The sequence below is a fragment of the Paenarthrobacter sp. NPDC089307 genome (assembly GCF_040685055.1).
Classification (GTDB): Bacteria; Actinomycetota; Actinomycetes; order Actinomycetales; family Micrococcaceae; genus Arthrobacter.
In genome coordinates this window covers 491,354-517,750 of the sequence record NZ_JBFBHE010000005.1, presented here as the reverse complement: position 1 = coordinate 517,750, position 26,397 = coordinate 491,354, and the positions used below count along the sequence as shown (strand labels likewise).

At 62.3% G+C, this 26,397-nt stretch carries 29 protein-coding genes and 1 pseudogene; 14 read left to right on the top strand and 16 right to left on the bottom strand.

The window, feature by feature from the left end; all coding sequences use genetic code 11:
* Positions 1–324 precede the first annotated feature (324 nt).
* On the top strand, positions 325–525 hold the full coding sequence (locus AB0N72_RS15350) for a hypothetical protein (protein ID WP_363931229.1): 201 nt from the start codon (positions 325–327) through the stop codon (positions 523–525).
* Between the two features lie 34 nt (positions 526–559).
* Positions 560–820 (top strand): hypothetical protein, encoded by a 261-nt coding sequence (locus AB0N72_RS15345; RefSeq protein ID WP_363931228.1) that lies wholly within the window; start codon positions 560–562, stop codon positions 818–820.
* 77 nt (positions 821–897) lie between these two features.
* Here the strand turns inward: AB0N72_RS15345 and AB0N72_RS15340 are convergent, their stop codons facing one another.
* Positions 898–3,438: an ATP-dependent DNA ligase gene (locus tag AB0N72_RS15340; RefSeq protein ID WP_363931227.1), complete on the bottom strand. Its 2,541-nt coding sequence runs from the start codon at positions 3,436–3,438 to the stop codon at positions 898–900.
* A gap of 38 nt (positions 3,439–3,476) precedes the next feature.
* On the opposite strand from AB0N72_RS15340, the gene AB0N72_RS15335 reads away from it, so the two are divergent.
* Positions 3,477–4,343 carry a Ku protein gene (locus tag AB0N72_RS15335; RefSeq protein WP_363931226.1) on the top strand — a complete coding sequence of 289 codons (867 nt, stop codon included), beginning with the start codon at positions 3,477–3,479 and terminating at the stop codon, positions 4,341–4,343.
* Positions 4,344–4,389: 46 nt separating this feature from the next.
* Here the strand turns inward: AB0N72_RS15335 and AB0N72_RS15330 are convergent, their stop codons facing one another.
* The 4 genes from AB0N72_RS15330 to AB0N72_RS15315 are packed head-to-tail and all read right to left on the bottom strand — an operon-like array spanning position 4,390 to position 8,719.
* Entirely contained in the window at positions 4,390–5,226 is an 837-nt protein-coding gene (locus AB0N72_RS15330; protein ID WP_363931225.1) for a carbohydrate ABC transporter permease, read from the bottom strand.
* Positions 5,223–6,179 carry a sugar ABC transporter permease gene (locus AB0N72_RS15325; RefSeq protein ID WP_363931224.1) on the bottom strand — a complete coding sequence of 319 codons (957 nt, stop codon included), beginning with the start codon at positions 6,177–6,179 and terminating at the stop codon, positions 5,223–5,225. The genes AB0N72_RS15330 and AB0N72_RS15325 overlap by 4 nt, the downstream gene beginning before the upstream one ends.
* A 6-nt stretch (positions 6,180–6,185) precedes the next feature.
* Positions 6,186–7,481, bottom strand: a complete 1,296-nt coding sequence (locus tag AB0N72_RS15320) for a sugar ABC transporter substrate-binding protein (protein WP_363931223.1) — start codon at positions 7,479–7,481, stop codon at positions 6,186–6,188.
* 56 nt (positions 7,482–7,537) lie between these two features.
* Positions 7,538–8,719, bottom strand: a complete 1,182-nt coding sequence (locus AB0N72_RS15315; RefSeq protein WP_363931222.1) for an aminotransferase class V-fold PLP-dependent enzyme — start codon at positions 8,717–8,719, stop codon at positions 7,538–7,540.
* 281 nt (positions 8,720–9,000) lie between these two features.
* Between AB0N72_RS15315 and AB0N72_RS15310 the strand changes: the two genes are divergently transcribed.
* Entirely contained in the window at positions 9,001–9,687 is a 687-nt protein-coding gene (locus AB0N72_RS15310; protein ID WP_363931221.1) for an FCD domain-containing protein, read from the top strand.
* 29 nt (positions 9,688–9,716) lie between these two features.
* On the opposite strand, the pseudogene AB0N72_RS15305 reads toward AB0N72_RS15310, so the two are convergent.
* From AB0N72_RS15305 to AB0N72_RS15290, 4 genes and pseudogenes are all read right to left on the bottom strand, one after another.
* A pseudogene (locus tag AB0N72_RS15305) lies at positions 9,717–9,984 on the bottom strand (Rho termination factor N-terminal domain-containing protein).
* Positions 9,985–10,008: 24 nt separating this feature from the next.
* Positions 10,009–10,722: a DUF6766 family protein gene (locus AB0N72_RS15300; protein ID WP_363931220.1), complete on the bottom strand. Its 714-nt coding sequence runs from the start codon at positions 10,720–10,722 to the stop codon at positions 10,009–10,011.
* A 3-nt stretch (positions 10,723–10,725) separates the two neighbouring features.
* Positions 10,726–11,238: a DUF6328 family protein gene (locus tag AB0N72_RS15295; RefSeq protein ID WP_363931219.1), complete on the bottom strand. Its 513-nt coding sequence runs from the start codon at positions 11,236–11,238 to the stop codon at positions 10,726–10,728.
* Between the two features lie 253 nt (positions 11,239–11,491).
* Complete coding sequence (locus tag AB0N72_RS15290) at positions 11,492–11,662, bottom strand: hypothetical protein (protein ID WP_363931218.1); 171 nt, start codon at positions 11,660–11,662, stop codon at positions 11,492–11,494.
* A gap of 304 nt (positions 11,663–11,966) precedes the next feature.
* On the opposite strand from AB0N72_RS15290, the gene AB0N72_RS15285 reads away from it, so the two are divergent.
* The 4 genes from AB0N72_RS15285 to AB0N72_RS15270 all read left to right on the top strand — a co-directional run bounded on the left by AB0N72_RS15285 (position 11,967) and on the right by AB0N72_RS15270 (position 14,692).
* The gene (locus tag AB0N72_RS15285) at positions 11,967–12,446 is read left to right on the top strand and encodes a DNA starvation/stationary phase protection protein (RefSeq protein WP_014920468.1); all 480 of its coding nucleotides are present in this window, start codon (positions 11,967–11,969) and stop codon (positions 12,444–12,446) included.
* A gap of 36 nt (positions 12,447–12,482) precedes the next feature.
* A complete protein-coding gene (locus AB0N72_RS15280; RefSeq protein ID WP_363931217.1) occupies positions 12,483–13,445 on the top strand; it encodes a DNA topoisomerase IB in 963 nt (320 codons plus the stop codon).
* Between the two features lie 69 nt (positions 13,446–13,514).
* Positions 13,515–14,072, top strand: a complete 558-nt coding sequence (locus AB0N72_RS15275) for a hypothetical protein (protein WP_363931215.1) — start codon at positions 13,515–13,517, stop codon at positions 14,070–14,072.
* A gap of 5 nt (positions 14,073–14,077) precedes the next feature.
* Positions 14,078–14,692 carry a TetR family transcriptional regulator C-terminal domain-containing protein gene (locus AB0N72_RS15270; protein ID WP_363931214.1) on the top strand — a complete coding sequence of 205 codons (615 nt, stop codon included), beginning with the start codon at positions 14,078–14,080 and terminating at the stop codon, positions 14,690–14,692.
* A 57-nt stretch (positions 14,693–14,749) separates the two neighbouring features.
* Here the strand turns inward: AB0N72_RS15270 and AB0N72_RS15265 are convergent, their stop codons facing one another.
* From AB0N72_RS15265 to AB0N72_RS15245, 5 genes are all read right to left on the bottom strand, one after another.
* Positions 14,750–15,028 (bottom strand): HPr family phosphocarrier protein, encoded by a 279-nt coding sequence (locus AB0N72_RS15265; protein WP_363931213.1) that lies wholly within the window; start codon positions 15,026–15,028, stop codon positions 14,750–14,752.
* A 39-nt stretch (positions 15,029–15,067) separates the two neighbouring features.
* Entirely contained in the window at positions 15,068–17,116 is a 2,049-nt protein-coding gene (locus tag AB0N72_RS15260; RefSeq protein WP_363931212.1) for a fructose-specific PTS transporter subunit EIIC, read from the bottom strand.
* A 2-nt stretch (positions 17,117–17,118) separates the two neighbouring features.
* Complete coding sequence (locus AB0N72_RS15255; protein WP_363931211.1) at positions 17,119–18,105, bottom strand: hexose kinase; 987 nt, start codon at positions 18,103–18,105, stop codon at positions 17,119–17,121.
* Positions 18,102–18,893: a DeoR/GlpR family DNA-binding transcription regulator gene (locus tag AB0N72_RS15250; RefSeq protein ID WP_363931210.1), complete on the bottom strand. Its 792-nt coding sequence runs from the start codon at positions 18,891–18,893 to the stop codon at positions 18,102–18,104. Before AB0N72_RS15250 ends, AB0N72_RS15255 begins: the two co-directional genes overlap by 4 nt.
* Before the next feature lie 717 nt (positions 18,894–19,610).
* The gene (locus tag AB0N72_RS15245) at positions 19,611–19,943 is read right to left on the bottom strand and encodes a hypothetical protein (RefSeq protein WP_363931209.1); all 333 of its coding nucleotides are present in this window, start codon (positions 19,941–19,943) and stop codon (positions 19,611–19,613) included.
* A 279-nt stretch (positions 19,944–20,222) separates the two neighbouring features.
* Here AB0N72_RS15245 and AB0N72_RS15240 point away from each other — a divergent pair, with 279 nt between their 5' ends.
* The 3 genes from AB0N72_RS15240 to AB0N72_RS15230 all read left to right on the top strand — a co-directional run bounded on the left by AB0N72_RS15240 (position 20,223) and on the right by AB0N72_RS15230 (position 22,838).
* Complete coding sequence (locus AB0N72_RS15240; protein ID WP_363931208.1) at positions 20,223–20,996, top strand: GAF and ANTAR domain-containing protein; 774 nt, start codon at positions 20,223–20,225, stop codon at positions 20,994–20,996.
* A 216-nt stretch (positions 20,997–21,212) separates the two neighbouring features.
* Positions 21,213–21,662: a hypothetical protein gene (locus tag AB0N72_RS15235; protein ID WP_363931207.1), complete on the top strand. Its 450-nt coding sequence runs from the start codon at positions 21,213–21,215 to the stop codon at positions 21,660–21,662.
* Positions 21,663–21,695: 33 nt separating this feature from the next.
* Entirely contained in the window at positions 21,696–22,838 is a 1,143-nt protein-coding gene (locus AB0N72_RS15230) for a glutamate--cysteine ligase (protein ID WP_363931206.1), read from the top strand.
* 67 nt (positions 22,839–22,905) lie between these two features.
* On the opposite strand, the gene AB0N72_RS15225 is transcribed toward AB0N72_RS15230, so the two are convergent.
* Together AB0N72_RS15225 and AB0N72_RS15220 are read right to left on the bottom strand one after the other, a co-directional pair.
* On the bottom strand, positions 22,906–23,307 hold the full coding sequence (locus AB0N72_RS15225; protein WP_363931205.1) for a VOC family protein: 402 nt from the start codon (positions 23,305–23,307) through the stop codon (positions 22,906–22,908).
* 48 nt (positions 23,308–23,355) lie between these two features.
* Entirely contained in the window at positions 23,356–23,778 is a 423-nt protein-coding gene (locus tag AB0N72_RS15220) for a helix-turn-helix transcriptional regulator (protein WP_363931204.1), read from the bottom strand.
* Between the two features lie 26 nt (positions 23,779–23,804).
* Between AB0N72_RS15220 and AB0N72_RS15215 the strand changes: the two genes are divergently transcribed.
* The 3 genes from AB0N72_RS15215 to AB0N72_RS15205 all read left to right on the top strand — a co-directional run bounded on the left by AB0N72_RS15215 (position 23,805) and on the right by AB0N72_RS15205 (position 26,369).
* Positions 23,805–24,422, top strand: a complete 618-nt coding sequence (locus tag AB0N72_RS15215; RefSeq protein ID WP_363931202.1) for a dienelactone hydrolase family protein — start codon at positions 23,805–23,807, stop codon at positions 24,420–24,422.
* Between the two features lie 205 nt (positions 24,423–24,627).
* Complete coding sequence (locus AB0N72_RS15210; protein ID WP_363931201.1) at positions 24,628–25,629, top strand: LacI family DNA-binding transcriptional regulator; 1,002 nt, start codon at positions 24,628–24,630, stop codon at positions 25,627–25,629.
* 8 nt (positions 25,630–25,637) lie between these two features.
* On the top strand, positions 25,638–26,369 hold the full coding sequence (locus AB0N72_RS15205; RefSeq protein ID WP_363931200.1) for an HAD-IA family hydrolase: 732 nt from the start codon (positions 25,638–25,640) through the stop codon (positions 26,367–26,369).
* Positions 26,370–26,397: the final 28 nt, after the last annotated feature.

Sequence of the window (26,397 nt, the reverse complement as noted above, 5' to 3'; positions counted from 1 at the left end):
CCATCCCTCAAGGATGTCCGCGACCAACCTCAACCGGACCTTTTTCAATGAGGCAACGTATCCAGTTCCACGGACCTTTTCCATGAGTCAACGCGAGGGGTTCACAAATGTGCAGGAACTTGGTTAGGGTATGACGCATGGGAACACTGATTTTTGAGTAGACCGGCCGTGCTCCCCAGTGGGCACGCAGCTGCGTTTCAGAAGACAAAAATCCACGCCTGTTGAGGCTTGCCTCCACGCCGTTCCCGTTGTCGACGCCTTTTCTTTGAACCAAACGCCACGGGATACGTGTCTCTTCAGGACTTACACACTCCAGGAGTCCGTATGACTGCCAACCCACCAGATAACAACAAGACCCCGGCCGACGGTGGCATCAAGTCCAAACTCACCGAAGCCCAACGGGCAATGCTCGCCAGCAAGTCCGGCGGCGGCGCTCCGGCCGGCTGGCAAAGCACCGGCAAGGGGCACAAGCCCACGGCCACCAGCGGCAAGCAAGCGAAGACCGAGAAGAAAGTCCGCTGGTAACTCCGGCGGACAGGCGCACTGGAAAGGAAGAACCATGACTGCGAATCACCCAGCAGGAAATATCGATCCTGAAGTAGCAAGCCACTTGGTGGAGTCCATGGACATGGCTCCGATGCCCGAGCCAACAGCTCTTGCCCTGGCCTTGGAGACGGATCAAAGCAAGCAGTGGCCCGATGGGAACGGCAAACGCCGCCACCCGAAGGACCGCGACCAAGCCCACGGCCGAATGGGCCAGGGGGCGGCCGTGACGGCGATCCACAGGACCAGCCGACCACAGATGCCGCACTCGTCCTAGCAGGTACCTAACCCCGCCAGCCCAACTGGGGGACAGCAAACGCACCACTGAGGCCTCGTAGGAGCGTTATCTGTCCCCTAGTTGGGCTGGCTCACGTCTGAAGGGGACTTGTCCGGGCGCCATCCACGCCATACCGGATGACGAAGCCTGCCAGGGCCCGTCCAATTGCCGAAGGCCACCTCCGCCACCAGCACAGGTTCAACCCAGCGCGCACCAGCGGCGTCCTCCCTTGGAATGTCCTTGAAAGGGGAATCGCGCACCCCCAAGGGCTCGAGTTGCTCCATGATGTCCCGCAGCTGCCAGTCCTTGAACCCCGTGCCCACCCTGCCCACGTAATGCAGGGATTCGCCGTCGGGAATGCCCAACAGCAAAGCCCCGAAGGTTCCGCTCCGAGCGCCGCTGCCCGGACGCCAACCACCGATCACCACTTCCTGGCTTTGCTCCAGCTTCAGCTTGATCCATGAGCCACTGCGACGCCCCGTCACGTACCGGCTGTCCGCTTTCTTGGCCATCACCCCTTCAAGGCCCAGGTCCGAGGCACTCTTCAAGAGGTCATCGACGTCGTGGTCCAGTACCGCCGAAACGTGAAGCGGACAGCCCCCGGGCAACCCCTCCGCAAACGTATCCAGCCTCTCGCGCCGCTCCCGGAACGGCAGTCCGCTCAAGTCCGTGCCGGCGTCGTACAACAGGTCGAACAGCATCAGCTGCACCGGAACCGAGACCCGGGCCCGCTCGATGTCTGCTGTCTTTACCAGGTTCATCCTCAGCTGCAGCCGGCCGAAATCCGGCCGGGAACCTTTGCCCAAAGCCACGATCTCACCGTCGGCCACAAAGTCCCCATCCGGCCAGCAGGCCCGGTCAGTGAGCTCGGGATAGGCGGCTGTCAGATCGTTTCCGTTGCGGCTCATGAGGCGGATCCTGCCCTCGGTGCCGGTGATGATGGCCCGGATGCCGTCCCATTTGAGTTCATAGAGCCAGTTGCCACCGCGAAGGTCGGCGGTTGTCCCGGATGTCGCAAGCATGGGGGCGTAGTCGCGCAGGGGCTGCGGTTGCGGTTTGGGCTGCGGCTCCGGGGGAGCTTTGGTGGCCGGCGCGGCTTTGACAGCGTGCCGCTTACCTGGCTGCTCCTTCATCAGGTGGATCAGCCAGCGGTCACCGGTGTTGATCAACGCCAGGCGCTTGGTACCGCCCAAGCCACCCCCAGGCTGCCCGGTCAGGGTGGCGATGACTTCCTTGCCATCCCGCCATTTCTCGCAGGTGTACTCGCCACGATCCCAAATGCTCATGGTCCCGGCCCCGTACTCGCCCTTGGGGATGACGCCCGCGAAGTCTGCGTATTCCATGGGATGGTCCTCGGTGTGGACGGCCAGGTTGTTGCGGTCGGGCGTTTCCGGGACGCCGCGGGGCAGCGCCCAGGAAGCCAGGACACCGTCGCGCTCCAGTCGCAGGTCCAGGTGGTAGCGGCGGGCATGGTGTTCCTGAATGACGAATATGCCGCCGGGCTGCGCAGGATCGCCCGGTTTGGGCTGCTCGGCGGAGGAAACGCTCCGGGTCACCGCAGAAGCAGCCGACGACGACGGGAACGGCTCCGGGGTCTTGCCCGGATCGCGCATCCCGACATACTTGGCGAGACGGTTCCCAACCGTCACCACACGCTCGCGGGCGCCGCCGCGCGTGCCGGAAGCACCGCCGTCGTCATCCTCATCCTCACCGTGCGGAGGAAGGTGCCGCTCGGAAATGGGCGCAAAGTAGTCCTTGCCTCCGCTGACCCGCTTCATAACGGCGGCGTAATCCAGATGCTCCAGCGACGCAGACGCGAGTTCTTCCCAGGTGCGCGGTGCGGCAACGGTGGGAAAAGCGCGGCCACGCAGGGAGTACGGGACGATGGTGGTCTTGTTTCCGCTGTTCTGGCTCCAATCCACCAGGACCTTGCCGTGGCGCAGGGACTTCTTCATGTCGCTCACCACCAGGTCAGGGTGGTCGGCCTCCAAGGCCCGTGCGAGCTCGTGGGCGAAAGCGGACACCTGCTCCGACTTAAGCGTGCCGTCCAGGCCCGTGTAGAGATGGATGCCTTTGCTGCCGCTGGTGACCGGCACAGGGTCCATGCCCATGTCCTGCAGGATGGACCGGGCCAGATTGGCAACCTCCACGCACTCCGGCAGACCGGCGCCAGGGCCGGGGTCCAGGTCCAGGACGAAGCGGTCGGGCCGGAGCGGCTTCCCTGCAGCGTCCACCTGCCACTGCGGAACGTGGATTTCCAGGGAAGCGATCTGGGCCATCCACGTGAGCGTGGCCAGGTTGTTCACCATGGGATAGACGTTGGTGTGGTCCGAATGCTGGATGGCGGCACGGGGGATCCATCGGGGTGCAGAGTCCTCCAGGTTCTTTTGGAAAAACACCTGCCCCGGGTGCTCGGCGGTGCCCACGCCGTTGACCCAGCGTTTGCGCGTGACGGGCCGGTTGGCCGCGGCCGGGATGAGGAAAGGCGCCACGGTGGCGTAGTACTCCAGCACCTCGGCCTTGGTGGTGCCCGTTTCCGGGTAGATGATTTTGCCCAGGTTGGTGAGGGTGAGTTCGTGGCCTTCCACGTTCACCCGCTCCTGCTGCTTGCCTGCCACCTCTTCTCCTCCGCTGTGTTGTGCTGTTGACTGGGTGCATGAGGGCCATATGGAAGGGATCTATCGCGTTCGGTCTGGTCAACGTACCAGTGAAGCTCTACAGTGCCACGGAGGATCACGATATTGGCCTGCACCAAGTCCACAATAAGGACGGCGGGCGCATCCGGTACCAGCGGAAATGCGAAATTTGCGGCGAAGTTGTTGCCTACGAGGACATCGACAAGGCCTACGAGGAAGAAGGCCGCACCGTGGTCCTCACCTCCGCCGAGTTGAAATCCCTGCCGGAGGAGAACAGCCGCGAAATCGAGGTGGTGGAGTTCATCCCCGCCGAACAGCTGGACCCGATCATGTACGAGCGCAGCTACTTCCTGGAACCGGACTCCAAATCGCCCAAGGCCTACATGTTGCTGCGGCAGACCCTGGAAGACACGGACAGGATCGCGATCGTCCAGTACGCGTTGCGCCAGAAAACCCGGCTCGGGGCGTTGCGGGTGCGTGGCGACGTCCTGCTGTTGCAGGCGCTCCTCTGGGGTGACGAAGTCCGGGAAGCCAAGTTCCCCTCCCTCGAGACAGACATCAAGATCTCGGACAAGGAACTTGAAATGTCCTCGGCATTGGTGGAGTCCATGGCCCATGACTTCGACCCCGACGAATACACGGACGACTACCAGGCGCAGTTGAAGACACTGATCGAAGCCAAGCTGGAAAAGGGCGAGGCACTCGATACTGAGGCCACCTTCGGAAACGTGGAAGGGGAAGGCGAAGGCGGGGACGTCATCGACCTCATGGAAGCCCTCAAACGCAGCCTGGACAAGAAACGCGGCAAGGAAAAAGCGTCCGACGACGACGCTGCCGCCAGCAAGACGGCCAGCAAGCCAAAGGCGCGGGCCAAGAAGAAGGCGTGAACCGCCGTCGGGCGCCTTGAGGGGCGCCCGACGGTTGGTCCCCGCCTCAGCCCTTCACTGAACCGGCTGTTAGTCCCTGGACAATGAACTTGCTGGCAAAAGCGAAAATCACCAGCGTGGGGACCACCGTCAAAACCGCGGCAGCGGACATGGAACCCCAATCAATGTTGAAGCTGGAGATAAAGCCGGCCAACGCCGTCGGGATGGTTTTGTTGCTGTCGCTGTTCATGAGCGTCACGGAAAGGAACAACTCGTTCCAGCAGTTGACGAAGTTGAAAACGAAACTCGCAGCAATGCCCGGCAGCATCACCGGAACAATCACCCTGAAGAGCGCACTCAGCCTTGAGCAACCATCGATCATTGCGGCTTCCTCCAGAGCGTCGGGGACGTTTTCGAAGAAGCCGCGGAGCATGATGGTGCAGAACGGGATGCAGATGGCGATGTAGATCAGGATCAGGCCGGTCTTTGAATCGACCAGTCCGAAATCGGTCATCATCAGGTACAGCGGACCCAACGCGATGAAGCCGGGGATCATCTGTGTGATGAGGAAGGCGCCCAGCACGGCCCCGCGTCCGGAGAACTGGAACCGGGCCAGGACGTACGCGGAGAGCAACGAAATCAGTGTTGCCACCGCCGCAGCCACCAGTGCCACCACCAGGCTGTTCAACATGTACTGGCCGAAGTCGGACTTGGTGAACAGCCCGATGTAGTTGTCCAGGGACAGCTGCTTGGGCCAGTAATCCAAGGGCAACGAGTAGATGGCACCCGGTTCCTTGAGGGAAGTCACCACAATCCAATACAGCGGAAAGACGGTGACGACCAGGCAAAGGCCCAGGAAGAGCACCTTGGAGATCCGGCCCATGAGCGTCGGACTGTTGATCATCGGTCTCCCTTTCGAAAGCGGACAGCCATGAGGTAGAAAGCTGCGAAGAGCATGAGGGTGACCATCACGATCAACCCCAGGGCGGACGCCTTGCCGTAATCGCCTTCCTGGGTAATTTTGATCATGTACGTGGTGATGATGTGGGTCTGGTCAGCCGGTCCGCCACCGGTCATGGCGAAGATGATGTCCGGGAAATTGAAGATCCAGATCACCCGCAACAGGATGGTCAACGCCAAGGTGGTGGAAATGCTTGGCAGCGTGATGCTGAAGAACGTCCGCACCTTGCCAGCACCATCCAGGGCGGCGGCCTCATACATCTCGTCGGAGACCGATTGCAGGGCGGCGAGGATCATGATGGCAAAGAAGGTCACGCCGTACCAGATATTGGCAATGATGATCGCCGTCATCGCGAAGCCGGGATCGGACAACCACGGAATGGGCGAGCTGATCAGCCCCGTCTTCATCAGCAGGTCATTGACCACGCCGAATTCCGCATTGAACATCCACCGGAACAGCATGCCGATCAGGAAGCCGGACACAGCCCAAGGGAAAAAGATCATGGCCTGGTACGCCCCGCGCATCCGGAAACGGCGCTTCAGGAACAGCGCCACCGCGAAGCCGATGACCACCTGCGGAACCAGCGAGCCGACGACCCACACCACCGTGTTGCGGACAATCGTTCCGAACTCGGGAGCATCGAACAGGCTCTGGAAGTTCCCGAATCCAACCCAGGAGGTATCGGAAAGGTCATTCAGGTTCCAATTCCGGAACGCCATCTGGCTGCCGGCGATCATGGGGTAGTACGTGAAGATCCCCACGAACACCGCAGCCGGCGCCAGGAAAGCCAGCAGGGTCAGCGCCGTTCGGCCATTGAACCGTCTTTTGGACGAGCTGGCCGGCTCCGATCGCATGGCCTTCCGCCCAGGCGCGGCCTGCTTGACGTCGAGACTCACGGGAAGCTATCCCTTCATCTTTTCGGTCCAGTAGGTATCCCAACTGGACAGCAGCTCAGAGGTGGACATCTGTCCCGTGAGGACCCGCTGCAACTCGCCGTCGGCCTTCTTGATCCACTCGGTCCACCACGAGACACTCCGCGGCTGGATCGCGGAAATGTACGTGTCAGGGTTTTCGGTCATCTTGACGTAAGCAGCCCACGGGCCAGTGCTGTAGAAGGTGTCCTGCGCCGCGGACTTCAGGGTGGGGACCAGGCTGTTCTCCTTGCTGAAGGTGGTGGCAGCATCCCCCTGGGCCAGGTACTTGATGAGCTTGACTGCCTCGGGCTTGGACTTGGAAGACTCCGCGATGCCCCAGCCGGCAGAAGCAACCGGCTGGATCGCCTTACCGCCAGGTCCTACCAGCAAGGGTGCGACGTTCCACTGCTCAGGCTTGATGGCCTGCGACTCCTTGACGGTGGCAATGACCTCCGGGTCCTGCAACAGGAAGGCCGTGGAGCCGTTGCTGAAGCCCTGCACCATCTCGGGGTAACCCCACGCTACGGACGACGGCGGGGATCCCTTCTTGAAGAGGTCAATGTAGAGATCCATGGCCTGCTGGGCCTTGGGGGAGGAGAAGATCGTCTTGCCGTTGGTCAGCTTGAAGGCGTTCTCCCGGTCGATCTCGTCCGCCACGTAGGCTTCGATGATGGCTACGGCGTTGGAGTTCGCGTTGCTGCCTCCGCGGAAGGCGTAGCCGAACTTGTTCTCGGACGGCTTGTTGAGTGCTTCGGCCTGCTTTGCCATCTCCTCCCAGCTGGCCGGAGGACCGTCGAATCCGGCCCCCTTGACCAGATCCGAACGGTAGAACAGGGAAAGCCCGTAGAAACCGTAAGGGATGTAGTAGGTCTTGCCGTTCTGCTTGGAGTACGTGACCGCGTTCTCCGTCAGGTTGTTCCAACCATCCCAGCCATCGAGGTCCTTGGTCATGTCGTAGAGCCAGTTGTTGGCGCCGAAGGAACCCACCGTGATGTCACGGGCTTCAACCACGTCGATGCCCTTGCCGGACTGGAGCATCTGCTGGATCTTCTGGTCCGCCTGGTCCGTGGGCGGCGAAATCAGGTCCACCTTGATGTTCGGGTTTGCTTGCTCAAAACCCGAAATGAGCTTCTTCAGGGTTTCCGTGCGCGTGGGGTTGGTGAGGCTTTCCACCATTTTCAAAGTGACCTTGCCATCGCTGGCCTGCTGGCCGCCTCCACACCCCGCGAGTGCAAGAACAGCCGCCAGGCCTGCTGCCGCAGACGCCAAAATTCTGGATTTCACGTGGGTCCTCCGTTGATCGGTTGAATGATTGCACCGCTTGAGGGTGCGGGTGGGGTCTAGAGGGATCGGGCGAGCCGGACGAGTTCCGGGACCGCCTTTTCCGCGAATATTTCGTAGTCCTTGGGGGAGTTGTACAGGTGGGCCGAAAGCCGCAGGTAGCCCTGGCCGTTGAACGTTGTGATGGCAGTTTCGATGTCCAGTTGCCCGGAGATGTAGCCACGGACCCAATGGGATTCCTCATGGGTGGTTGCCAGACCCACTGGAAGCCGGACCAGGCGCAGCGGCCCTACCGGCATGCCGACGTCGACCTTCGGGTTTTGGTCCGTGGCGCTGGCAAAGGCGCCGCTGATCAATGACTGGCCGTAGTCGCAAAGCTCTTTGGCGTAATTGCGGAAAGCCGCCCAGCCGAACCGGTCTTCTATGGTGTCGAAGGCCGTTCGAGCTGCCATCCACGAGGTGACATCCTGCGTGCCCACGTGGTCGAAGTTCTGCGGAAAGCTGTAGGGAAAACCCCACGAATCGATGAGTGGTTCCAGCCCCTGTGCGTGTGGTCCCCGCGCCACCAAAGCAGCAGTTCCCCGCGGTGCGCAGGCAAACTTATGGAGATTGCCCACCCAGAAGCCCTCAAAATCGGGAACGGGACACTCCAGCACGCCCGGCGCGTGGGCTGCGTCCACCAGGACTGGTACTCCCAGTCGGGAAGCGGCCTTGGCGATCTCTTCGACGGGGAAGGCCCGGGCAGTGGCAGAGGTGATCTGGTCTACCACGATCAGGGCTGTTTTGGGCGTTACTTCCGCCATGACCAGCGCACAAACCGCCTTTGCATCCGCCTCGAGGGGAATCTCCGCGATCCGGACCTGACCGCCGACTCTGCGGGCAACCCGCTCTGCGCCCTGCAATACCGCCCCGTAGGCGTGGCTTGTGGTGACGATCTCCGCGCCGGGCCCAAAGTCCAGCGAGTTGTAAACGGTGCTGACCCCGGCGCTCGCGTTGTGGACCAGGGCCAAATGTTGGGGATCGACCCTGAGGAATTCAGCGATCTCCCTTCGCGCCGTCGCCACCAGCTCGAACTGTCCCATGAACCACGGGCAGGGGTTCTGGTCCATGAGTTCCTTGAGCCTGAGTTGCTCCGCCTGGGCCGCCCGGGGAACGGAGCCGTACGAGCCGTGGTTGAGGTGGACTTTGGACGGTGTGAGGCTCCAGTCGGCCATCGCGGGTTGGCCTTCGGGGGTCAACATCGGGCGGGGGACTGTCAGGGGTGCTGGGAACACGGCGTCCTTCGTCAGTGGAATCGGTCAACGCTCTGTAAGTTACATCACAGGCAGGGCCGAGACAACGGACAATTCAAAATAGTCATAAGATGACTTTGACGCATGTGGCCGAAAATCACCGGTTTGGACTGTCGAATTCACTGATAGGTACGATGTCTTGGTTGGGAAGGCATGACAATGAGTCTTCTCATTCGGGCCGAGCTCCCGGTGCGGTAGCGTGATACGGGGATCTGAAGGAGGCGACGTAGTTGGGTGCTGTCGAGACGGCCATGCAGGGCCTGAGGAACAAGATAGCTTCGGGTGAACTCGCTGCTGGACAGAAGTGTCCTCCGGAAGCGGAGTTGTCCGCGCAACTTGGCGTATCCCGAAGCTCCCTCCGGGAAGCGGTGCGGGCCATGTCCGCGTTGGGCGTCATGGAATCCAGGCACGGATCGGGTACGTACGTCTCGTCCCTGGAACCGACTGTGATCCTTCAGAACTTCGCGCTTCTGGTGGATTTGCTGCCGCTGGACGGCTTGCTTGAGCTTTTCGAAATCCGCAGGCTGATGGAGTCCCACGCAGCGGCTGCGGCGGCCGCGAACGCCACGCCGGAAGTCGTGGCGAAGCTGACCTCGCTCGTGGAGAACATGGAGGCCACTGTCAGCCCGTCAGAGTACTCGGAACTGGATTCACAGTTCCACGAGGAGATCTGCCGGGCAAGCGGCAATTCGACGCTTAACGCACTGGTCAGGCTTTTCCGCTCACGTGGCGGCCACTTCCACATTTTCGACGGCGAAGACGGTGCGGCCGTGCGCGGGGACAGCACAGCGGGGCACAGCGCGATAGTGGCCGCGATTGCGCGCCGTGATCCCACCATGGCGGCGACGGCGACGGCCGCGCATATTGCGCAGACAGAGACCTGGCTTAAGAAGCTGAGGCCGGAACCCCGGCTTTAGGCCGGCAAGGCTGGCTGGCGGTTACGGCGTTAGTGGTTCCGCAGCATCGAAATGAGTTCGGACTTCTTTTTGTCCGAATAGCCCTTCAGCCCAAGCTCCTTGGCGCGGGCTTTTAGTTTATCCACGGTCCAATCGTCGTAGTCCCCTGATTTTCCACCCTTGCTTGCCGACTTCCTTGCGGCCACGGGCGGCAGCCGCATTGGAAATTCGCGCCGCCTTTTCCTTGGACGCTCCGTCATCGCGCAACTCTTCGTAGAGCCCAGGGTCCTTGATGCTGGAATTCTTCTTTGCCGGCATGGTTCCGGTTCCTTTCTCAGCTGGCTAGGCGCCAGTCTCGTAGTGCGGCTCGGCCACGGGCTTGGACTCCGGTGAGCCACGTTCCCGCAGATAGACGGATGCCCCCACCAGCACAGCTACGGCCAGGAATTCGCTCTGCCAGTTCTGGAAGGATTCGAACCAGAACTGGCTGGAAGCCATGTACTCCCAGGTCGAGACTTCGGATAGCCCGTGGCTGAGTTGCTCCTCGTTGTAGGCCGCCGTTCCTCCGATGGCATGCATCGCGAAGGAGATCAGGAACAAGAGGGCAAGGAGTCCGGAGAGCGAGTGTTCGTAGACCTTCAGGACCCAGCCGCCGCGCCTCACGGGCCACGGCGTCTTGGCTGTTGGTTTAGCATCCCGGGGGTCCTCGTCCTGGGGAGCCTTCTTGCCCATTGGCTTGGACTCGGAGGAGCCTTTCTGGAAAAGGAACACCGTCAGGACCACATACATGGCCATTTGAAGGAATTCGGACTCCCAGTTTTCGAACACGGCTTCCACGAAGTGTCCGGTGCCCAAATACTCAAGGACGCCGATGGGCTGTCCGCCGTGGGTCTGCTGCTCCTCGCTGTAATTAGCGGCGCCGGAGAGGATCATGCCGCCGAAGAAGGTCACGAACAGTCCCACATTCACCAGGAGGAGGCCATGCTCCTTGACCCATTGGCGCAGGGGGGTGCGTTGCTTTGGTGAGGTTTCCCGGTTATCGATAGGGTGCAGCATTGTTCACTCCTCCTTGGTGTTTCCGTTGCCGTTCATTCCCCGGCGGTAGAGCCACAAGGGCATTCCAACCACCAGCAACAGCAGCGTCAGGACAATGAAGGCGCCGGCCACGATGCCTGCGGTCCTCCCGGCCGTGAAGTCGAAGACCAGGGTGGCGGAGCCGACGATCAGCACCGCGACGCCGCCCAGTGCCCATTTGGTGACGACGTCAGCGCTCGAAACCAGGGTGGCCTTCAGTCCGCGGCGGAAAAGCCGGCGATGCACGCTGACAGGGATGACGATGAGCACGGTAGTCAGGGCAGCCACCATGACGTTGAAGAGGTAGAGGCCGCGCTGCCAGTCGTCCAGTTCCCCGAAGCGTGATTGGAATGGCAGTGTCAGCAGGAATCCGCCCAGAATCTGTACGCCGGTTTGGAGGACCCGCAGTTCCTGGATGAGTTCCATCCAGTTGCGGTCCATGCGTTCTTCGGTGGACTCGTTCCGGCCAATTCTGGGGACTTGTTCCTGCTCTGCCATTGATATGCCTCCGCAGCAAGGTGGTGGACGCCGGCGGTCGGCCGGACTACGGTCGGACTGTCAGCGTTCCTTGAGGTATGAATCGGGGCCGCACTGTATTCCCCTGAAGGAGAATGATGGGTCGGGATGAGTGCCGCGAGCACCGCGCCGGGAATCCGGCGGACAGCGGGTGTGCCGGAGGGCCGCCTCCGTGTGCAGATGATGAGCGCGGGAGCGGCCCTCTGTGACCTCTTGGAAGATGTGCAGCGGCGCTTTATACCGTATGGCCCCTGCGGCCCGACATGAAGGTCAGCAGCCAACCAATGGCCGCGATGACGAGGAGGACGACGCCTACCCACAGCAACCAGCTCAGGGCCTGCGAGAAGCCGCCCACAAGAAGAAGGACAATTGCTACAACACCAGCAATGATCAGAAGCGTGTTCATGGTCAGCACATTCCTTTCTGGGGGAATCATTGGTGAATCGCCGATTCCCAACTATGCATTCCGGATACTCCGATTTAGTTATGCCGGTACTTGGGGGCTTTCCACAGCCTCAAAGTGCCTTTACTGCTGCCAACGGAAGCTTCACGGGGGTGAAGTTCGCCAGTCGTGAACAGTAACACTCCTCATTGTACTACTAAGCAACCTTATGAAAGGCTTATTGAAGTCGTCACCTGATGATTGGGCAGTCGCTGCAGACATTCTGCGGCGCCGTTTTGACTCACCTGAACGTCCATGAGAGGAACACATGAAAGCGTCACAGCAGCTTGCAGACAACCTTCAAATCGTCCTGACCGACCTCATCGAGCTGCAGCTCCAGGGTAAGCAGGCGCACTGGAACATCGTGGGACCGAACTTCCGCGATCTCCACCTCCAGCTGGACGAACTGGTCCTGGCCACCCGGCAGTTCGCTGACGACACCGCAGAACGCATGCGGGCACTCCACGCCCTGCCTGATGGTCGGAGCGCAACCATCGCCAAGGGGACCCGCCTGGAGGAATTCCCCGCCGGCCTGGTCAACACCAAGAATGCCGTCAAGCTGGTCACTGACCGCGTGGAGCGCGCTGTCCAGACCATGCGTGACGTCCATGACGAAGTGGACGAGGAAGATCCCACGACGGCGGACCTGCTGCATGCGTTCATCGCGCGCCTTGAGCAGCTGGTCTGGATGATCAACGCCGAGATCATGAATGCCGGTGCTGCCGTGACGGACCCGGACGAGGCCTGACAGGCAACGGACCGCTGATCAGGGACAAGGCAGCCCGTGCCACGGCTGAAGAGAAGTGACCTTTCCGGTCCCGGCATCGTCCGCCGGAAGGTAGGGACGGGATTCAGCTACCGCCACCCTGACGGGAGCCTGGTCGGCAAAGAGGATCGCCAGCGCATCAATGCGCTGGCGATCCCGCCTGCGTGGACCGATGTGTGGATCAGTCCTTACGAGCACGGACACATCCTGGCTACCGGTATCGACGGCGCCGGCCGCAGCCAGTACATTTACCATCCCCGCTGGCGGGAGCGGAAGGACACTGAAAAGTTCATCCGGGCCGCCCAACTGGGCCTTGTGCTGCCCACTGTTCGCCGGAATGTGACGGTCCACCTCCAGGACCAGGCGGACCCGAAGCAACAGACCTTGGCAGCAGCGGTCCGGCTTATGGACCTGGGTGCGCTTCGCGTGGGTTCCGAGATCTACATGAAGCAAAACGGCTCTTACGGGCTGACGACCCTTAGATGCCGCCACGCCCGTGTCGAGGGGCCGGACGTATTCCTGAAGTTTCCCGGCAAGAGTGGACACCTGTGGGACATGTCCATCCATGATCCCAGCCTGGCCGCCTTCCTTGAACCGCTGGCGAAACGACCCGGCAAGGAGCGCCTGTTGGCGTACCAGGCCAATGGCACCTGGGTAAACGTGGACGCTTCGATGATCAACGAATACCTCAGGGGCATCGCCGGGGAGGCCTACACCTCCAAGGATTTCCGCACCTGGAAGGGTACTGCGGCCGCAGCCATCTGCCTCATCAAGTCAGGCCACAAGGGCACTCCAAGGCAGGCCATCACGAGGGCCATCAAGGAAGCTTCGGAACTGCTTGGAAACACTCCGTCAGTGGCTCGTTCCTCCTACGTGGATCCCCGTATCATCGAGGCCTACCTCTCGGATGACTTGAAGGAGGTGAAGCCCACCGAGGCGTCAGTGGCCGCTTACCTGAACGGGGAATTGCCGAAAGCCTAGATGCACCATGCTCTTTTATGAGTACACTCGTACTAACAAAATACAGGCGAGGCGTCTTGGGGGAAGCGCATGGTTCTGGCTGCGATTGTGGCGTGCGAAGTGGCGTTCTGGGTGGCGATTCTCAGCGGCCTGGCTGCGCGGTATCTCCTGCGGCGCCCCCGGCTTGGAGGAGCGCTCCTGATCCTGGCGCCCGTGATCGATGTGGTCTTGCTTGCCTTGGTCTCCGTCGACCTGCTTGGCGGGGGAACGGCCTCGTGGCAGCATGGGCTGGCCGCCGTCTACATCGGCATCTCTGTCGCCTACGGCAAGCGCATGGTTGCCTGGGCTGACGTCCGCTTCAAGCACCGATTTGCGGGCGGCCCCGAACCGGAACGGCTTACGGGCACTCCTTACACCCTCAAGTGTTGGCAGGATGTGCTCCGTACTGCACTGGCAATGGTTCTCGCAGCTGCGACCCTGGGGGCCATCATCGTGCTCGTCAACGATGCCGACCGCACTTCAGCCCTCTCGGACTTCTTCCCCACCCTGGGGATAATCTTCGCCATCGACTTCCTTTGGGCCGTAAGTTACACAATCTGGCCGAAAAAGGCCCGCCAAGTCCTGCCCGCCGCTACTCCTTCGCGCTGATCGACATGCCCAGGAAAATCGACTCAGAGCAACGCACCGCCGAGATTGCCAAAGCTGCTTTGCGGGTGCTCGAACGGGACGGGCTCCCAGGCCTGTCGGTACGGGGCGTTGCGGCGGAAGCAGGTATTGCTGCTGCCTCGCTGCGACGGGCGTTCACCACGCAGCATGCCCTCAGGGAGTACTGCCTCCAACTCATCGAGGACCGAGTGACAGCCAGGGTCAACGCACTGGAACTCACAGGGCGTGCGCTCGTTGATGAGTTGCTTCGGCAGTTGCTTCCCCTCGACATGGAGCGGCGCCTGGAACTGGTCGCTCAAGTCCAGCTGGGCGTTCTCTCGCTCACCGACAGCGGACTTCGTGCCGCCGCGACCAGGCTCAGCGCCGCCGTCGACCGGGCGTGTGAGGTGGCCATCCGGATACTGAAGGAGGAGGGCCACTTTCACGCCGCCCGTGATCCCGCCTATGAAGCGCAGCGGCTGCGTGCGCTCCTGGATGGAATTGCGATGCACGGACTGTGGAACGGGGAGTTGCCGGAGTCGGATCCGATGCTGGACATGCTCGGGCGCCACTTGGACGAGCTCTCCGGCGAAGCTAAGACGGACACGCAAAGAGCCTGGTGACACCCACATCCGGGTGTCACCAGGCTCTTTTGGTGGCGCTGAGGGGTTTGCGTGTCCCTACTCGGCGTCGTGGTCCGTTTCAAGGATCTTCACCAGGGTGTCCAGTGCTTCGTCCGCACCTTCACCTTCAGCGCGCAGCACCACTACGTCGCCGTGGGAAGCACCCAGGCTCATGAGGGACAGGATGCTCGCGGCATCCATGGCGTCATCGGCGGGTTCTCCCTGGCGGGCGATGGTGACATCGATGTCCAGGTCTCCAGCGGCTTCGGCGAAGATGGCAGCCGGGCGGGCGTGGAGGCCGACGCGGCTTGCGATGGTGGCTGTACGTTCAGGCATTGGTGCTCCTTTGTGGTGGTGGGTGGCTTTGTGGGAAGTCTAGACGCTGACGGTGGCCGGGGTGGCTTCTGCTTCAACCGGCTTCTTGACTGCCCAACGCTTGAGGGCGATGACGAGCAGGGCCGTAATGACTACGCCCACCGCGATGGACAGGAAGAACAGCACGAAGTTGTCGATCGCGAAGAAGACGAACAGACCTCCGTGCGGTGCCTTGGACGTAACGCCGAAGGCCATCGACAGGGCACCGGTCACTGCGCCACCCACCATGCTGGCGGGAATCACGCGAAGAGGATCGGCGGCAGCGAAGGGGATGGCGCCTTCGGAGATGAACGAAGCACCCAGGAGCCAGGCTGCCTTGCCGTTCTCGCGCTCGGCCAGGGAGAACAGCTTCTTGTCCAGCACTGTTGCCAGGGCCATGGCCAGCGGCGGAACCATGCCTGCTGCCATGACGGCGGCCATGATCTGCCAGGGTGCCTGGTTGGTGACGCTGGCAGCGCCGAGGCCTGCGACGGCGAATGCGTAGGCGACCTTGTTGACCGGACCGCCGAGGTCGAAGCACATCATGAGGCCGAGGATGATGCCGAGGACAACTGCGCCGGCGCCTGTGAGGCTGGACAGTCCTGCGTTGAGGGCGTTGGTCAGCTCCACGATCGGGCGGCCCAGGATGAGGAACATCAAGCCGGACGCCACCAAGGAGGCGAGCAACGGAATGATGACCACCGGCATGAGGCCACGGAGCCAGCGTGGGACATCGAGCTTGCCGATCTGGTAGGCGATGTAGCCGGCCAGCAGACCGCCAACGATGCCGCCGAGGAAGCCCGCACCCATGAAGCCGGAGACAGCGCCGGCTACGAAACCGGGGGCGATGCCGGGGCGGTCAGCGATGGCGTAAGCGATGTAGCCTGCCAGCGCCGGGACCAGGAATCCGAGGGACAGGGCGCCGATCTTGAACAGGACGGCACCAATGTAAGCGCCGAGCGGTCCCCAGGCGTTGTCCGGGAAGGCTGTGGGCAGGTTGAAGATGCTGTTCTCGACAACGATCTTGTCCGCAAAGCCCGTGATCAGGTAGCCGCCCATCAAGAACCCGAGGGCGATCAGCAGACCACCACCGGCCACGAACGGAATCATGTAGGAGACACCGGTGAGGAGCGCGCGCTTCAGCTTCTGGCCGATGTGCTCGCCCTTTTCCTCCTCGGCACGTTCGGCCTGCTCCTCCGCACCGAAGTGCGGGACGCGGCGTGCGTGGGGATCGTCAGCGGCAGCGAGGGCTTCCTGGACCATCTTGGTGGGCTCATCGATGCCACGCTTGACGGGCGCGTTGATGACCGGCTTGCCGGCGAAGCGCTCCTTGCCCCGAACATCGACGTCGACGGCGAAAATCACCGCGTCAGCCGCAGCAATCACTGCCGGATCCAGCGGCTTGGCGCCGGAGGAACCCTGAGTCTCGACCTGCAGGTCAACACCCATTTCCTGGGCCGCAGCAACCAGGGAGTCAGCTGCCATGTACGTGTGGGCGATGCCGGTTGGGCAAGCGGTCACTGCCACGATGCGCTTGGGTGCGGCAGCCGCCGTCGTGCTTTCCGAACCTGCCGCGGCAGGTGCGGGTGCCGCAGCAGCGGCAGAGTGGGCCGCAGGCTTGTCTGCCAAAGCACCGTCGACGAGGTCCACGATCTCCTGGTCTGAGGATGCCGCACGCAGGGCCGCCGTGAAGTCTTTCTTGATCAGCGAGCGGGCCAGCTTGGAGAGCAGCTTCAGGTGTTCCTGGTCGGCGCCGTCCGGGGCTGCGATGAAGAATATGAGGTCGGCCGGGCCGTCCTTGGCGCCGAAGTCCACCTTGTGGGACAGCCGGGCCATGGCAAGGGCGGGTTCCTTGACCGCTGCCGAACGGCAGTGCGGAATGGCAATGCCGCCGGGGACGCCGGTTGCGGTCTTCTGCTCGCGGGCGAAGGCATCAGCGAACAGGCCTTCGACCTCGGTGGCACGGCCAGCGGCGGCAACTTTGCCGGCCAGGACGCGGATGACGTCGGCGGGGGAGTCGCCCAGGTTCTGGTCGAGGGTGACCAATTGGGGTGTGATCAGCTGGGTCACTGTTAGTCCTTCTGGAGGGCCGTGATGGTTACGGCGTCGGGGGTTGTCTGGTGGACTGCCGGGACAGTGGAGCCCGGCAGTGAAGCGGCAGCGGCACCGTGTGCCACGGCTTGACGGAGGCAGTCCTGTGCGGAACCGCCCTGGGTTGCGGCCAGCAGGTAGCCGGCCAGGGAGGAATCCCCGGCGCCTACGGTGCTGACTGCCTTGATCGGCGGATGCGTGGCGAGCCACGCACCGTCTGCGGTCACCAGGACTGCGCCTTTGGACCCGAGTGTTGCTAGAACGGCACCTACACCGCTGGCGACGACGGCGGCAGCAGCTTGGGCGGCTTTGGCCGGGTCTGCTTCCAGTTCGTCAGCTGTGGAGACGTTGGCGAAACCGGCGGCGGCAGCAAGCTCTGCAAGCTCTTCCGCGTTCGGCTTGAGGAGGTCCGGTTTTCCGGCGGCGTCGCCCACCAGGGCTGCCGCAAGCGGGGCCCCGGAGGAGTCGATGGCGATGCCGGGGGCTGCCGTTCCATCCGCGTTCGACCGGAGCCGACGCGCGATTGTGGCGTAAAAGTCCGCAGGCACTCCTGGTGGGAGCGAGCCTGCGAGTACCACCCAGCTCGCGCCACGGGAGCGCTCCAGCAGCAGCCCGATCAGGGCTTCCTGCTGTTCCTCGCTCAGCTCCGGGCCGGGTTCGTTGATTTTGGTGGTGACGCCGTCCGGTTCGGTGAGCGTGACGTTGCTGCGCAGAGCCTGGCCGATGGGCATGGCCGCAAACGGCACGCCGCCGTCGTGCAGTCCGGAAAGGACGGGGTCTGAATCCGCGCCAGGAAGTACGGCCAGCGTTTCGAGGCCGGAGGCGACGAGCGCCCGCGAAACGTTGACGCCCTTTCCACCGGATTCCTGATGGACTGCGACGGCGCGCTGGACCTCGCCGCGGGCAAGGGCTCCCGGCAGTTCCACCGTGCGGTCCAGGCTGGGATTGGCGGTGAGCGTGACGATCATGCCACCACCACGTCCACGCCGGCGTCGGCCAAGGCCGCCGCGAGTTCAGCCGAAGGCTGCTGGTCGGTAATCAAGGTGTCAACATCCTTCAAAGTGGCGAACTGGACCAGGGTTTCGGCATCCAGCTTGGACGAGTCGGCAAGGGCAACAACACGGCGGGCAGACTTGACGAAGGCGGCTTTTACCGCGGCTTCCTCGGGGTCCGGCGTGCTTAGCCCGAAGACGGAGTGGATCCCGTTGGCTCCCACGAACGCGATGTCCGGGCGGAGCCTGTAGGCGGCTTCCACGGTGGACTGCCCGACGGCGGCCTGCGTCAGTCCGCGGACGCGGCCACCCAGGATTTGGAGCGCGACGCCCTGCGTTGAGGAGAGCTTGCCAGCGATCGGGATGGCGTGGGTGATCACCACGAGTTCGTCGGTGCCGTTGGCCGGCGGGGTCCGCTGGGCCAGCAGATCTGCGAGGGTCTCAGTGGTGGAGCCTGCGTCCAGGAGGATGCTGCCCGTGGTGAGTTCGGGGATCAGTGCCAAGGCTGCGTTGGCGATACGGAGTTTTTCGCCCTGGCGCTGCACCGCGCGCTCAAGGATGCTTTCCTCGCGGGTGCTGAGGCGGTCGGATGGGACGGCACCACCGTGCACCCGGCGGAGGTTTCCGGAGACCTCAAGGGCTGCGAGGTCGCGGCGGATGGTTTCAGTGGTGATGCTGAAACGATCGGCGAGGTCGGTGACGCTCACCCGTCCGCGCTCTGCGACGAGTGCGGAGATCAGTTGTTGGCGTTCTTCTGCGAACACTTACCCTCCATTGCGGTAAAGCCCAGGTTTTGGTGCAGGCACTTGCGTGACTGCTGTCACAACGATGTGGAATTGCTTGACTCTATCTTTGTTTATGTTGGTAAGTCAATAGAAACCAACATAAACACAGATCGGTCCAGTTGTGCGGACTCCGGGCACGACTAAAGGGCATGCCGCGCTCCCTGTAGCGCGACATGCCCTTCTATCGGATCCTGACTGGGGAATCTGCCAGGACCCGGTCCATGGGTGGGACCCGCCGCTACATGGGCGGCGGGTTGTCTGGCCCGGGAAGCGGTGGGATCGCTGGGCCGGGGGTGGGACTTGGGCCGGGGGTGGGCTCCGGGACGGGTGGTGGGCCCGGTTCCGGCAATGGAACGGGCTCAGGCGTGGGCCCGGGCTCCCGGGTCGGATCGGGCTGTGCTGGATCGGAGGGAACGTCGCTCATCATCGGGCGCTCTTTCTCCGGGACAAGGGGCTCGGGCGAAGGCTTTCCGGGACGCTGGAGGGATATCGGCTGGAATCCCATCCCGAGCCCGGATAGTCAATGGGCAGGTTGTCGGGGTCCGGCGGATCCGGCAGTTTGTGCTGGCCGGACTGGCCGTGCTTGCCCAGGCCCCGGCCGGCGGTTGAAAACTCCCTCTTCTGTGATTCTGCGTGCATGCTATCCCTTCCGGTAGCTCCAGAATTGCTGCTGCTCCTCATGGCTGAGCCGTCATTTCAGTCCGGAATCTCCATCCGGAAGCCGCAATGACAGCCAAGAATCCGTGTGTTGATGAGAACCTCGTACATCCGCAGCTGGCCCCCCGGTTTCAGCACCAGGGGCGCTTGTATCCTCCGGAGCTCGCAGCTGCTCGTCTTCATGGGTTCGCCGCAGTGAAGATACTGACCGCCGAACTGAAGTACGCCTTGGGAAATGCCGGGCCGGTTGAGTACCGCGGCTACCCGCTGGACAGAGGCAATCTGCTGGTAGGAATACCTGCAGACGTGGCATTCATAGGCCACATCCACCATGTTGGGTGCCGGGGGATAGTGGGACTGGATCGAGTTCACCAGGAGATGTTTGTCCGTATTGCACCGGGTACACCAAAGAGGCTCATCGGGAGGTTGGTGTGCTTCGTCCGGGACTCTGGACGCTGGCTGGGCCGGCATGGGTCTGTACCTCGGCATCAAAAAAATGCGGGTCGCCCGTCTGCATGAGCTGTAAAGCCTGGTCCCGGTAATCCGGGACTGTAGCTAGATTGTGCACATAGGTGCACCGCATATGCAAGGATTCTGTTGTCATTCCTCAAAGGGGTGACGGGGAGTGTCCCCACGATCGTAAACTAAGGCATGGACGAAATGAACGTTGGATTGGCGCTGCCCGACGCCGCCTCGGCGCCCGACGAAGTTTCGGTGCCTGAACGGCTGCAGGACCTTGTTATTGACAGCGAAGACGTAGGTGGATTCCTCGGAGATCTCGCTGTGTTTTCGGCGGCAGCCGTGTCCAAGGCGCTCGGCATGAACGTGCATTGTGGCATCACGCTGAGCCGTAGGAGGCGAACCGCCACCGTTGCGGGCAGCACCCACGAAGCGAGGCTGATCGACGAAGTCCAGCAGGCCTTCGGTGACGGTCCCTGCCTGGAAGCAATGCGGAGCCACGGCACCGTGCATGTACCTGACACGTCCACGGAAGGGCGTTGGCCCGAGTACTGCAAGGTCATCGCGGACCGCGGCCACTTTTCGGCTCTGTGCGTTCCCCTTGAATTGGACGAAGGCGCTACCGCGGCCCTCAATTTCTTCGCTCCGCAGAGGGATGCCTTTGACGAAGCCACCATCCAGAGCTGTGAGCTGTACGCCAGCCAGGCCGAACGCTCCCTGCGCCTCGCAGTCCGGATCGGCGTGAAACAGCAGCACGCCGAAGACCTCCAGGATGCCATGCAATCCCGGACCGTGATCGACCTCGCCTGCGGCATCATCATGGGGCAAAACCGCTGTAGCCAGGAGGAGGCCTTCCAAATCCTCAAAAAGGCCTCAAGTGCCAGGAACCAGAAGCTGCGCGACGTCGCAGAGACGTTGGTCAAGGGCGTGGCGAAGGAGTCGCCCGTGGCCCATTTCGAGCCGTAATCTGTTTCCTGCCTGGTGCCCGCAGCTGTCCGATGACTTGTGACGCCCGCCACTGGTGCACTACATTTTAGGTGGGTTAAGCAGATAGCCCTTGGAGCCTCATGACGTGGTGCCATCCCGGATGGTCCAAGAACTGCACTTTCAGCCGTGGCCTCTATCGGCCGGCCCGCAGCGTCAACTCATGCTGGTTCCTTGGAGTACCAAAGGAGAATGGCAATGACGCTTGGATCCCTTCCCGTCCCGAAACCTTCGCAGGAGCCGACCCCTGCCCAAGCCGAAGCGCGGCCGTGGTGCACCGTGTGTGGGACCGATTCCTACGTTTTCGTGGAGACGGTCGTGGAGGCAGAGCCACACCAATCGGAAGTCGTTGACGTCAGCTACACCTGCAGCGAATGCGATACGTTCTACGCCCACCCCGTGCGCCTGGCGACGTTGGTGCCGGAAATCCAACAGGAATTCCTTTCCACTGCTGCGGCGGGACTCTGGTTCAGCTGCACCCATTGCGGCGATCCCATGACACTGGGTCGGCCCACTGAACGTGTAATTGAGGCTCCCCGGAGCACCGAGGATCCTGAGAGCCCCAATCTTCTTGAGGTGTACTTGCAGACCCAGGTGCTGCACTGCCGTTGCGGTTTCCAAATGGAGGTCCCGCGCCACGTCGGTTAACCGCCGTCTCTGAATAAATCCATGGTGGGAGGGGTGGCTGTGCGAACGTTTGGCGTGGAGGAGGAACTTCTGATTGCCGATCCTTCGGACGGCACGCCCCTGGCTCTTGCCTCGGACATCCTGGATGTGGCGGTTGCCCACAGCGGGGAGGCGACGCCCGATGCCGCTTCACTGAAGTCGGAGTTCAAGCAGGAACAGATCGAAGTCAACTCCCGCCCCTGCCGCACAGCCGACGAGCTTCGGACGGAAATCCGCGCCGGCCGCCTTTTGTCGGACAAAGCAGCAAGGACGGTGGGCGCAAGGGTAGCCGCCCTGGCTACACCACCGGTTTTCCACGCGACACCCACCTTGGGAAACCGGCGGTACGCCGCCATGGGTACGGAATTTGGCCTGATTTCGCGCGAGCAGCTCACGTGCGGCTTCCACGTCCATGTGTCCATCGAGTCGCCGGAGGAGGGCGTCGGAGTCCTGGACCGTATGCGTCATTGGCTCCCCGTCCTGCTGGCCCTGAGTGCCAATTCTCCTTTCTGGATGGGAGCGGACACTGGTTTCGCGAGCTACCGAACGCAGATCTGGAACCGGTGGCCAACGGCAGGTCCCATGGATGTCTTTGGTTCGGCCGACGGATATCGCACGGTCCTGGAGGCTTTGCTGGGTACCGGAGTTCCGATGGACGAGGGCATGATCTACTTCGACGCCCGCCTGTCCCGGGGCCACCCAACTGTGGAGCTTCGGATCGCGGACGTTTGCCTTTACGCAGAAGACGCCCTCACCCTGGCAGTGATCGCGCGTGCCCTGGTGGAGACATCGGCGAGTGAATGGCGGCGCGGCGAGCCGCCGTCGAGCGCTTTGACGCAGGTCATTCGCATGGCCAATTGGAAAGCAAGCCGCTTTGGCATCAACCGCGAACTGCTGCACCCCCTGGAGCAAAGTCCTGCTGCCGCCCCGGAGGTTGCCGGCGCCCTGTTGCGGCACATCAAGCCCGCCCTGGCCAGGTCCGGGGACCTGGCCCTGGCCCGCGCGGGGGTGGCCACCATACTTCGCCGCGGCTCAGGCGAGCGGCTGCAGCGCCAGGCGTATGCGCGTCGCCGGCGACTGTCCGACGTCGTGGCCGCTGCCATCGCATCCACGCACCATGACGGTGAACTTTCCGATGCCGGCTTGCTAAGCCTCTGACAGCAAAAGGTTCGACGACGGCGGGCGGGGCCGTCGTCGTCGAACCTTTTGCTTGTTGTCAGGACAGTCAGCCCTGGTTGATGCGGATCATGTTGCCGGAGGGGTCGCGGAACGCGCAGTCCCGCGGTCCCCACGGCTGGTCGATGGGTTCCTGGAGCACCTCGGCGCCGGAAGCACGGAGCTTTTCGAAAGTGGTGTCGAGATCGTCCGTGCTGAACACGAGCATCGGCATGACGCCCTTGGTGAGGAGCTCCTGGATGGCGTCGCCGTCGGCCTGGGAGCGACCGGCGTGCGGCGGGGAGAGGACCAGCTCGAGGTCGGGCTGGGCGTCGCTGCCCAGGGTTACCCAGCGCTGGCCGTCGGAGCCGACATCGTTGCGGACCTCAAGGCCGAGGGCGTCGCGGTAGAAGGCGAGCGACTCATCGACATCGTTGACAGTGACGTGTGCGTACTTCAATGAAATGTTCATGAATCCCACGCTATTGGAGGCGCGGAACATGCGCTTCTCCAATCCTGCTCAGCTTGTTGTGGCCCTTGCTCCAGGGTTTCTGTCAGGGCGCGTTTGCTGTTTGGCGATGCAATTCGGCATGGCCTTGACCGCGTGATGCTCCCGGGAGCGGTACTCGCTGGGCGTGATTCCCACGATTTCGGTGAAACGGCTGCTGAAGGACCCCAAGGAGGTACAACCAACCTCCATGCAGGCATCGGTGACGCTGGTGCCAGCGCGGAGGAGCGCCATTGCCCGCTCTATCCGACGGGTCATGAGGTAGTTGTAGGGGGACTCACCGTAAGCTGCCTTGAACTGGCGGGAGAAGTGGGCCGGGGACATGAGGGCGCCGGCGGCCATGGTGGGCACATCCAAAGGACGCGCGTACTCGCGATCTATGAAGTCGCGGGCGCGCCGCAGATGGGCCAGGTTGGCCAATTCCTGCGGTGTCATGGCGTCAGTCTACTAGGCTCGTGCCCATGGATTCAGTGGTCTGGTCAAAGCCCGAAAACCAGCGAAAAGGTACACCGTTGCTGGTGATGCTCCATGGTTATGGAACCAGCGAACAGCGCATGGTGGACCTTTTTGACCACCTGCCCGCCGAATTCACGTGCGCGGCGCTCCGCGGTCCGAAGCTTATTGGGGACGACTACGGCTGGTTCCTGCTGGACTACTTCCTCACCAACGACTTCGCGGATGTGATCGCTTCCACCAATGCCGTGTTCAATTGGATCAACTCCGTGAAGGACAACCACAGCAGCGTCAGCTTGCTCGGATATTCACAGGGCATGGCCATGGCCAGCACCCTGCTGCGTTTGCGGCCCGCGTCCTTCAAGGCCACGGTCGGATTGTCAGGGTTTGTTCTGGACAACGACCTCCTGGCCCTGAGCGAATCGTTTGACACCCCGCCGCCGTTCTTCTGGGGCAGGGACAAGGCGGACCCCGTGATCAACGAGGACGCGATCGCCCACACGGAGGAGTGGTTGAACGCCAACACAGCATTGACGGCGCGGACCTACCCGGGAATGGGGCACAGGATCGAGCCCGCAGAACTGGTGGATGTCAGCGCATTCTTGAAGTACTACGTGCTGGGCTAGCGCTGGATTAGAAGGCATCAGAGCCCCGAAACCAAACCCGTCGGTGAGATTCGCGTCACATTTTTGCATTCAGCCGCACTCTATTGAATGACAAAATTGTAAGCGCTTACACTTTTGGCTGGTGTCCCGCTGCGGGACTCACGCCAAGGGCGTAAGGCGAGAGTGGAAAGGGTTGAGGCCGTGTTGCATGGTTAGGACTGACAGGGTGACAATCCACGACGTAGCAGTTCTGTCCGGATTGTCGATTTGCACGGTGTCCCGGGCATTGCGGAAGCTCCCCAATGTTTCCGAAAAAGCACAGGTGAGGGTGGCAGAAGCCGCGGGCAAGCTCGGCTACAAAGCCTCAGCTGCGGCATCCCGGTTGGCTGGTGGTATCACGGGGTCGGTAGCGATCGTGGCCCCCACCGCCACATCATGGTTCTTCGCCCAGGCCGTTGAAGCCGCAGAGGAGGTTCTCGGCGACAGCGGTTACGACACGGTCCTTGTCAGCCTCCGAAACAAGGCCACTGTCCGCAAGCAGTTCTTCGGGAACCTGGAAAACCTGGCCCAAAGGGTGGATGGGCTGCTCCTGCTCAACATTGACCTCGACGCCGGTGAAATGGAAGCGTTGGAAGCCTGCGGACTGGCGGTAGCCAGCGTGGGCATGCGAAATGTTCCGTGGGACAATGTAGGTATCGATGACGAACACGCTGCCTGGCAGGCAACCCAACACCTGCTGGGGCTGGGCCATTGGGACTTGGCCGTCCTCTCGAGCAATGAACACCCCGTTGTGACTGAGACTCCTCGGTTCCGTGGCTTCAGGCGTGCGCTGGATGAACACCACCTCACCGTCCACCCGGACCTTGTGGTGGCTGCAGGGCCGGGCATTGACGACGGGCGGCGGGCCATGGCTGAGCTCATCTCCCGTGGTGCCAAGCCCACGGCAGTGTTCGCCCACTGTGACGAGGCCGCTTTCGGTGCCGTGACGGCCCTCCGGGAGTACGGCTTGTCCGTGCCGAAGAACGTGTCTGTGATCGGGATAGACAACCACCCCATGAGTTGGTTCCTCGGCCTCAGCACTGTGGCGCAACCGGTAGCTGACCAAGGCGCCTTCGCAGCGAACCTGCTGTGTGAACGACTCCTGAATCACGAAACCCCCCAACAACCCTCCAACCACTTGCTCGATACCAAGCTCATCGAACGCAAAACCACGCGCCACAAGCGCTGAACGGAACCATGCACATGACTGATCTTCGTAATGCCTGGACAGGCGCCTCGGCACTCTTGTTCGACCTCGACGGCGTACTCACGCCCACTGCCGTAGTGCACGAGCAGGCGTGGCAGGAACTCTTTGACGGTTACCTGGCCGGAATCGGGCATCAGGAGGGCTATCAGGAGAGCGACTACTTCGACCACATCGATGGCAAGCCGCGCTTTGATGGCGTGCGGGACTTTTTGACCTCCCGCGGCATCACCCTGCCCGAAGGTCCTACGGACGATGCACCCACCAACCAGACCGTCCAGGGTCTCGGCAACCGCAAGAACGCCATCTTCAACGAGATCGTGGACTCCAGAGGGGTGGAGCCGTACGAAGGATCCGTCAAGTTCATCAACGCGGCCCTTGAACGGGGACTCAAGGTCGCGGTTGTTTCGTCGTCGCGGAATGCCCCGGCTGTCTTGAAGGCAGCAGGACTGGACCACCACTTCGAGGTGGTGGTCGACGGTCAGGTGGCTGCCGGCGTCGGACTTCCCGGGAAACCGGACCCGGCAACCTATGTGTACGCCGCGGGCCTCCTTGGCCTGCCTGTGGAGGAATGCATCGTGGTCGAAGATGCCGTGTCCGGAGTGCAGGCCGGTGCCGGAGCGAACTTCCATGCAGTGATCGGCGTGGACCGCGGTGCGGGCCGGCAAACCCTCCTGGACGCCGGCGCCACGCTCGTGGTCGATGACCTCTACGAACTTCTCTGACCCTACTTTTTTCGAAGGATTTCAACCG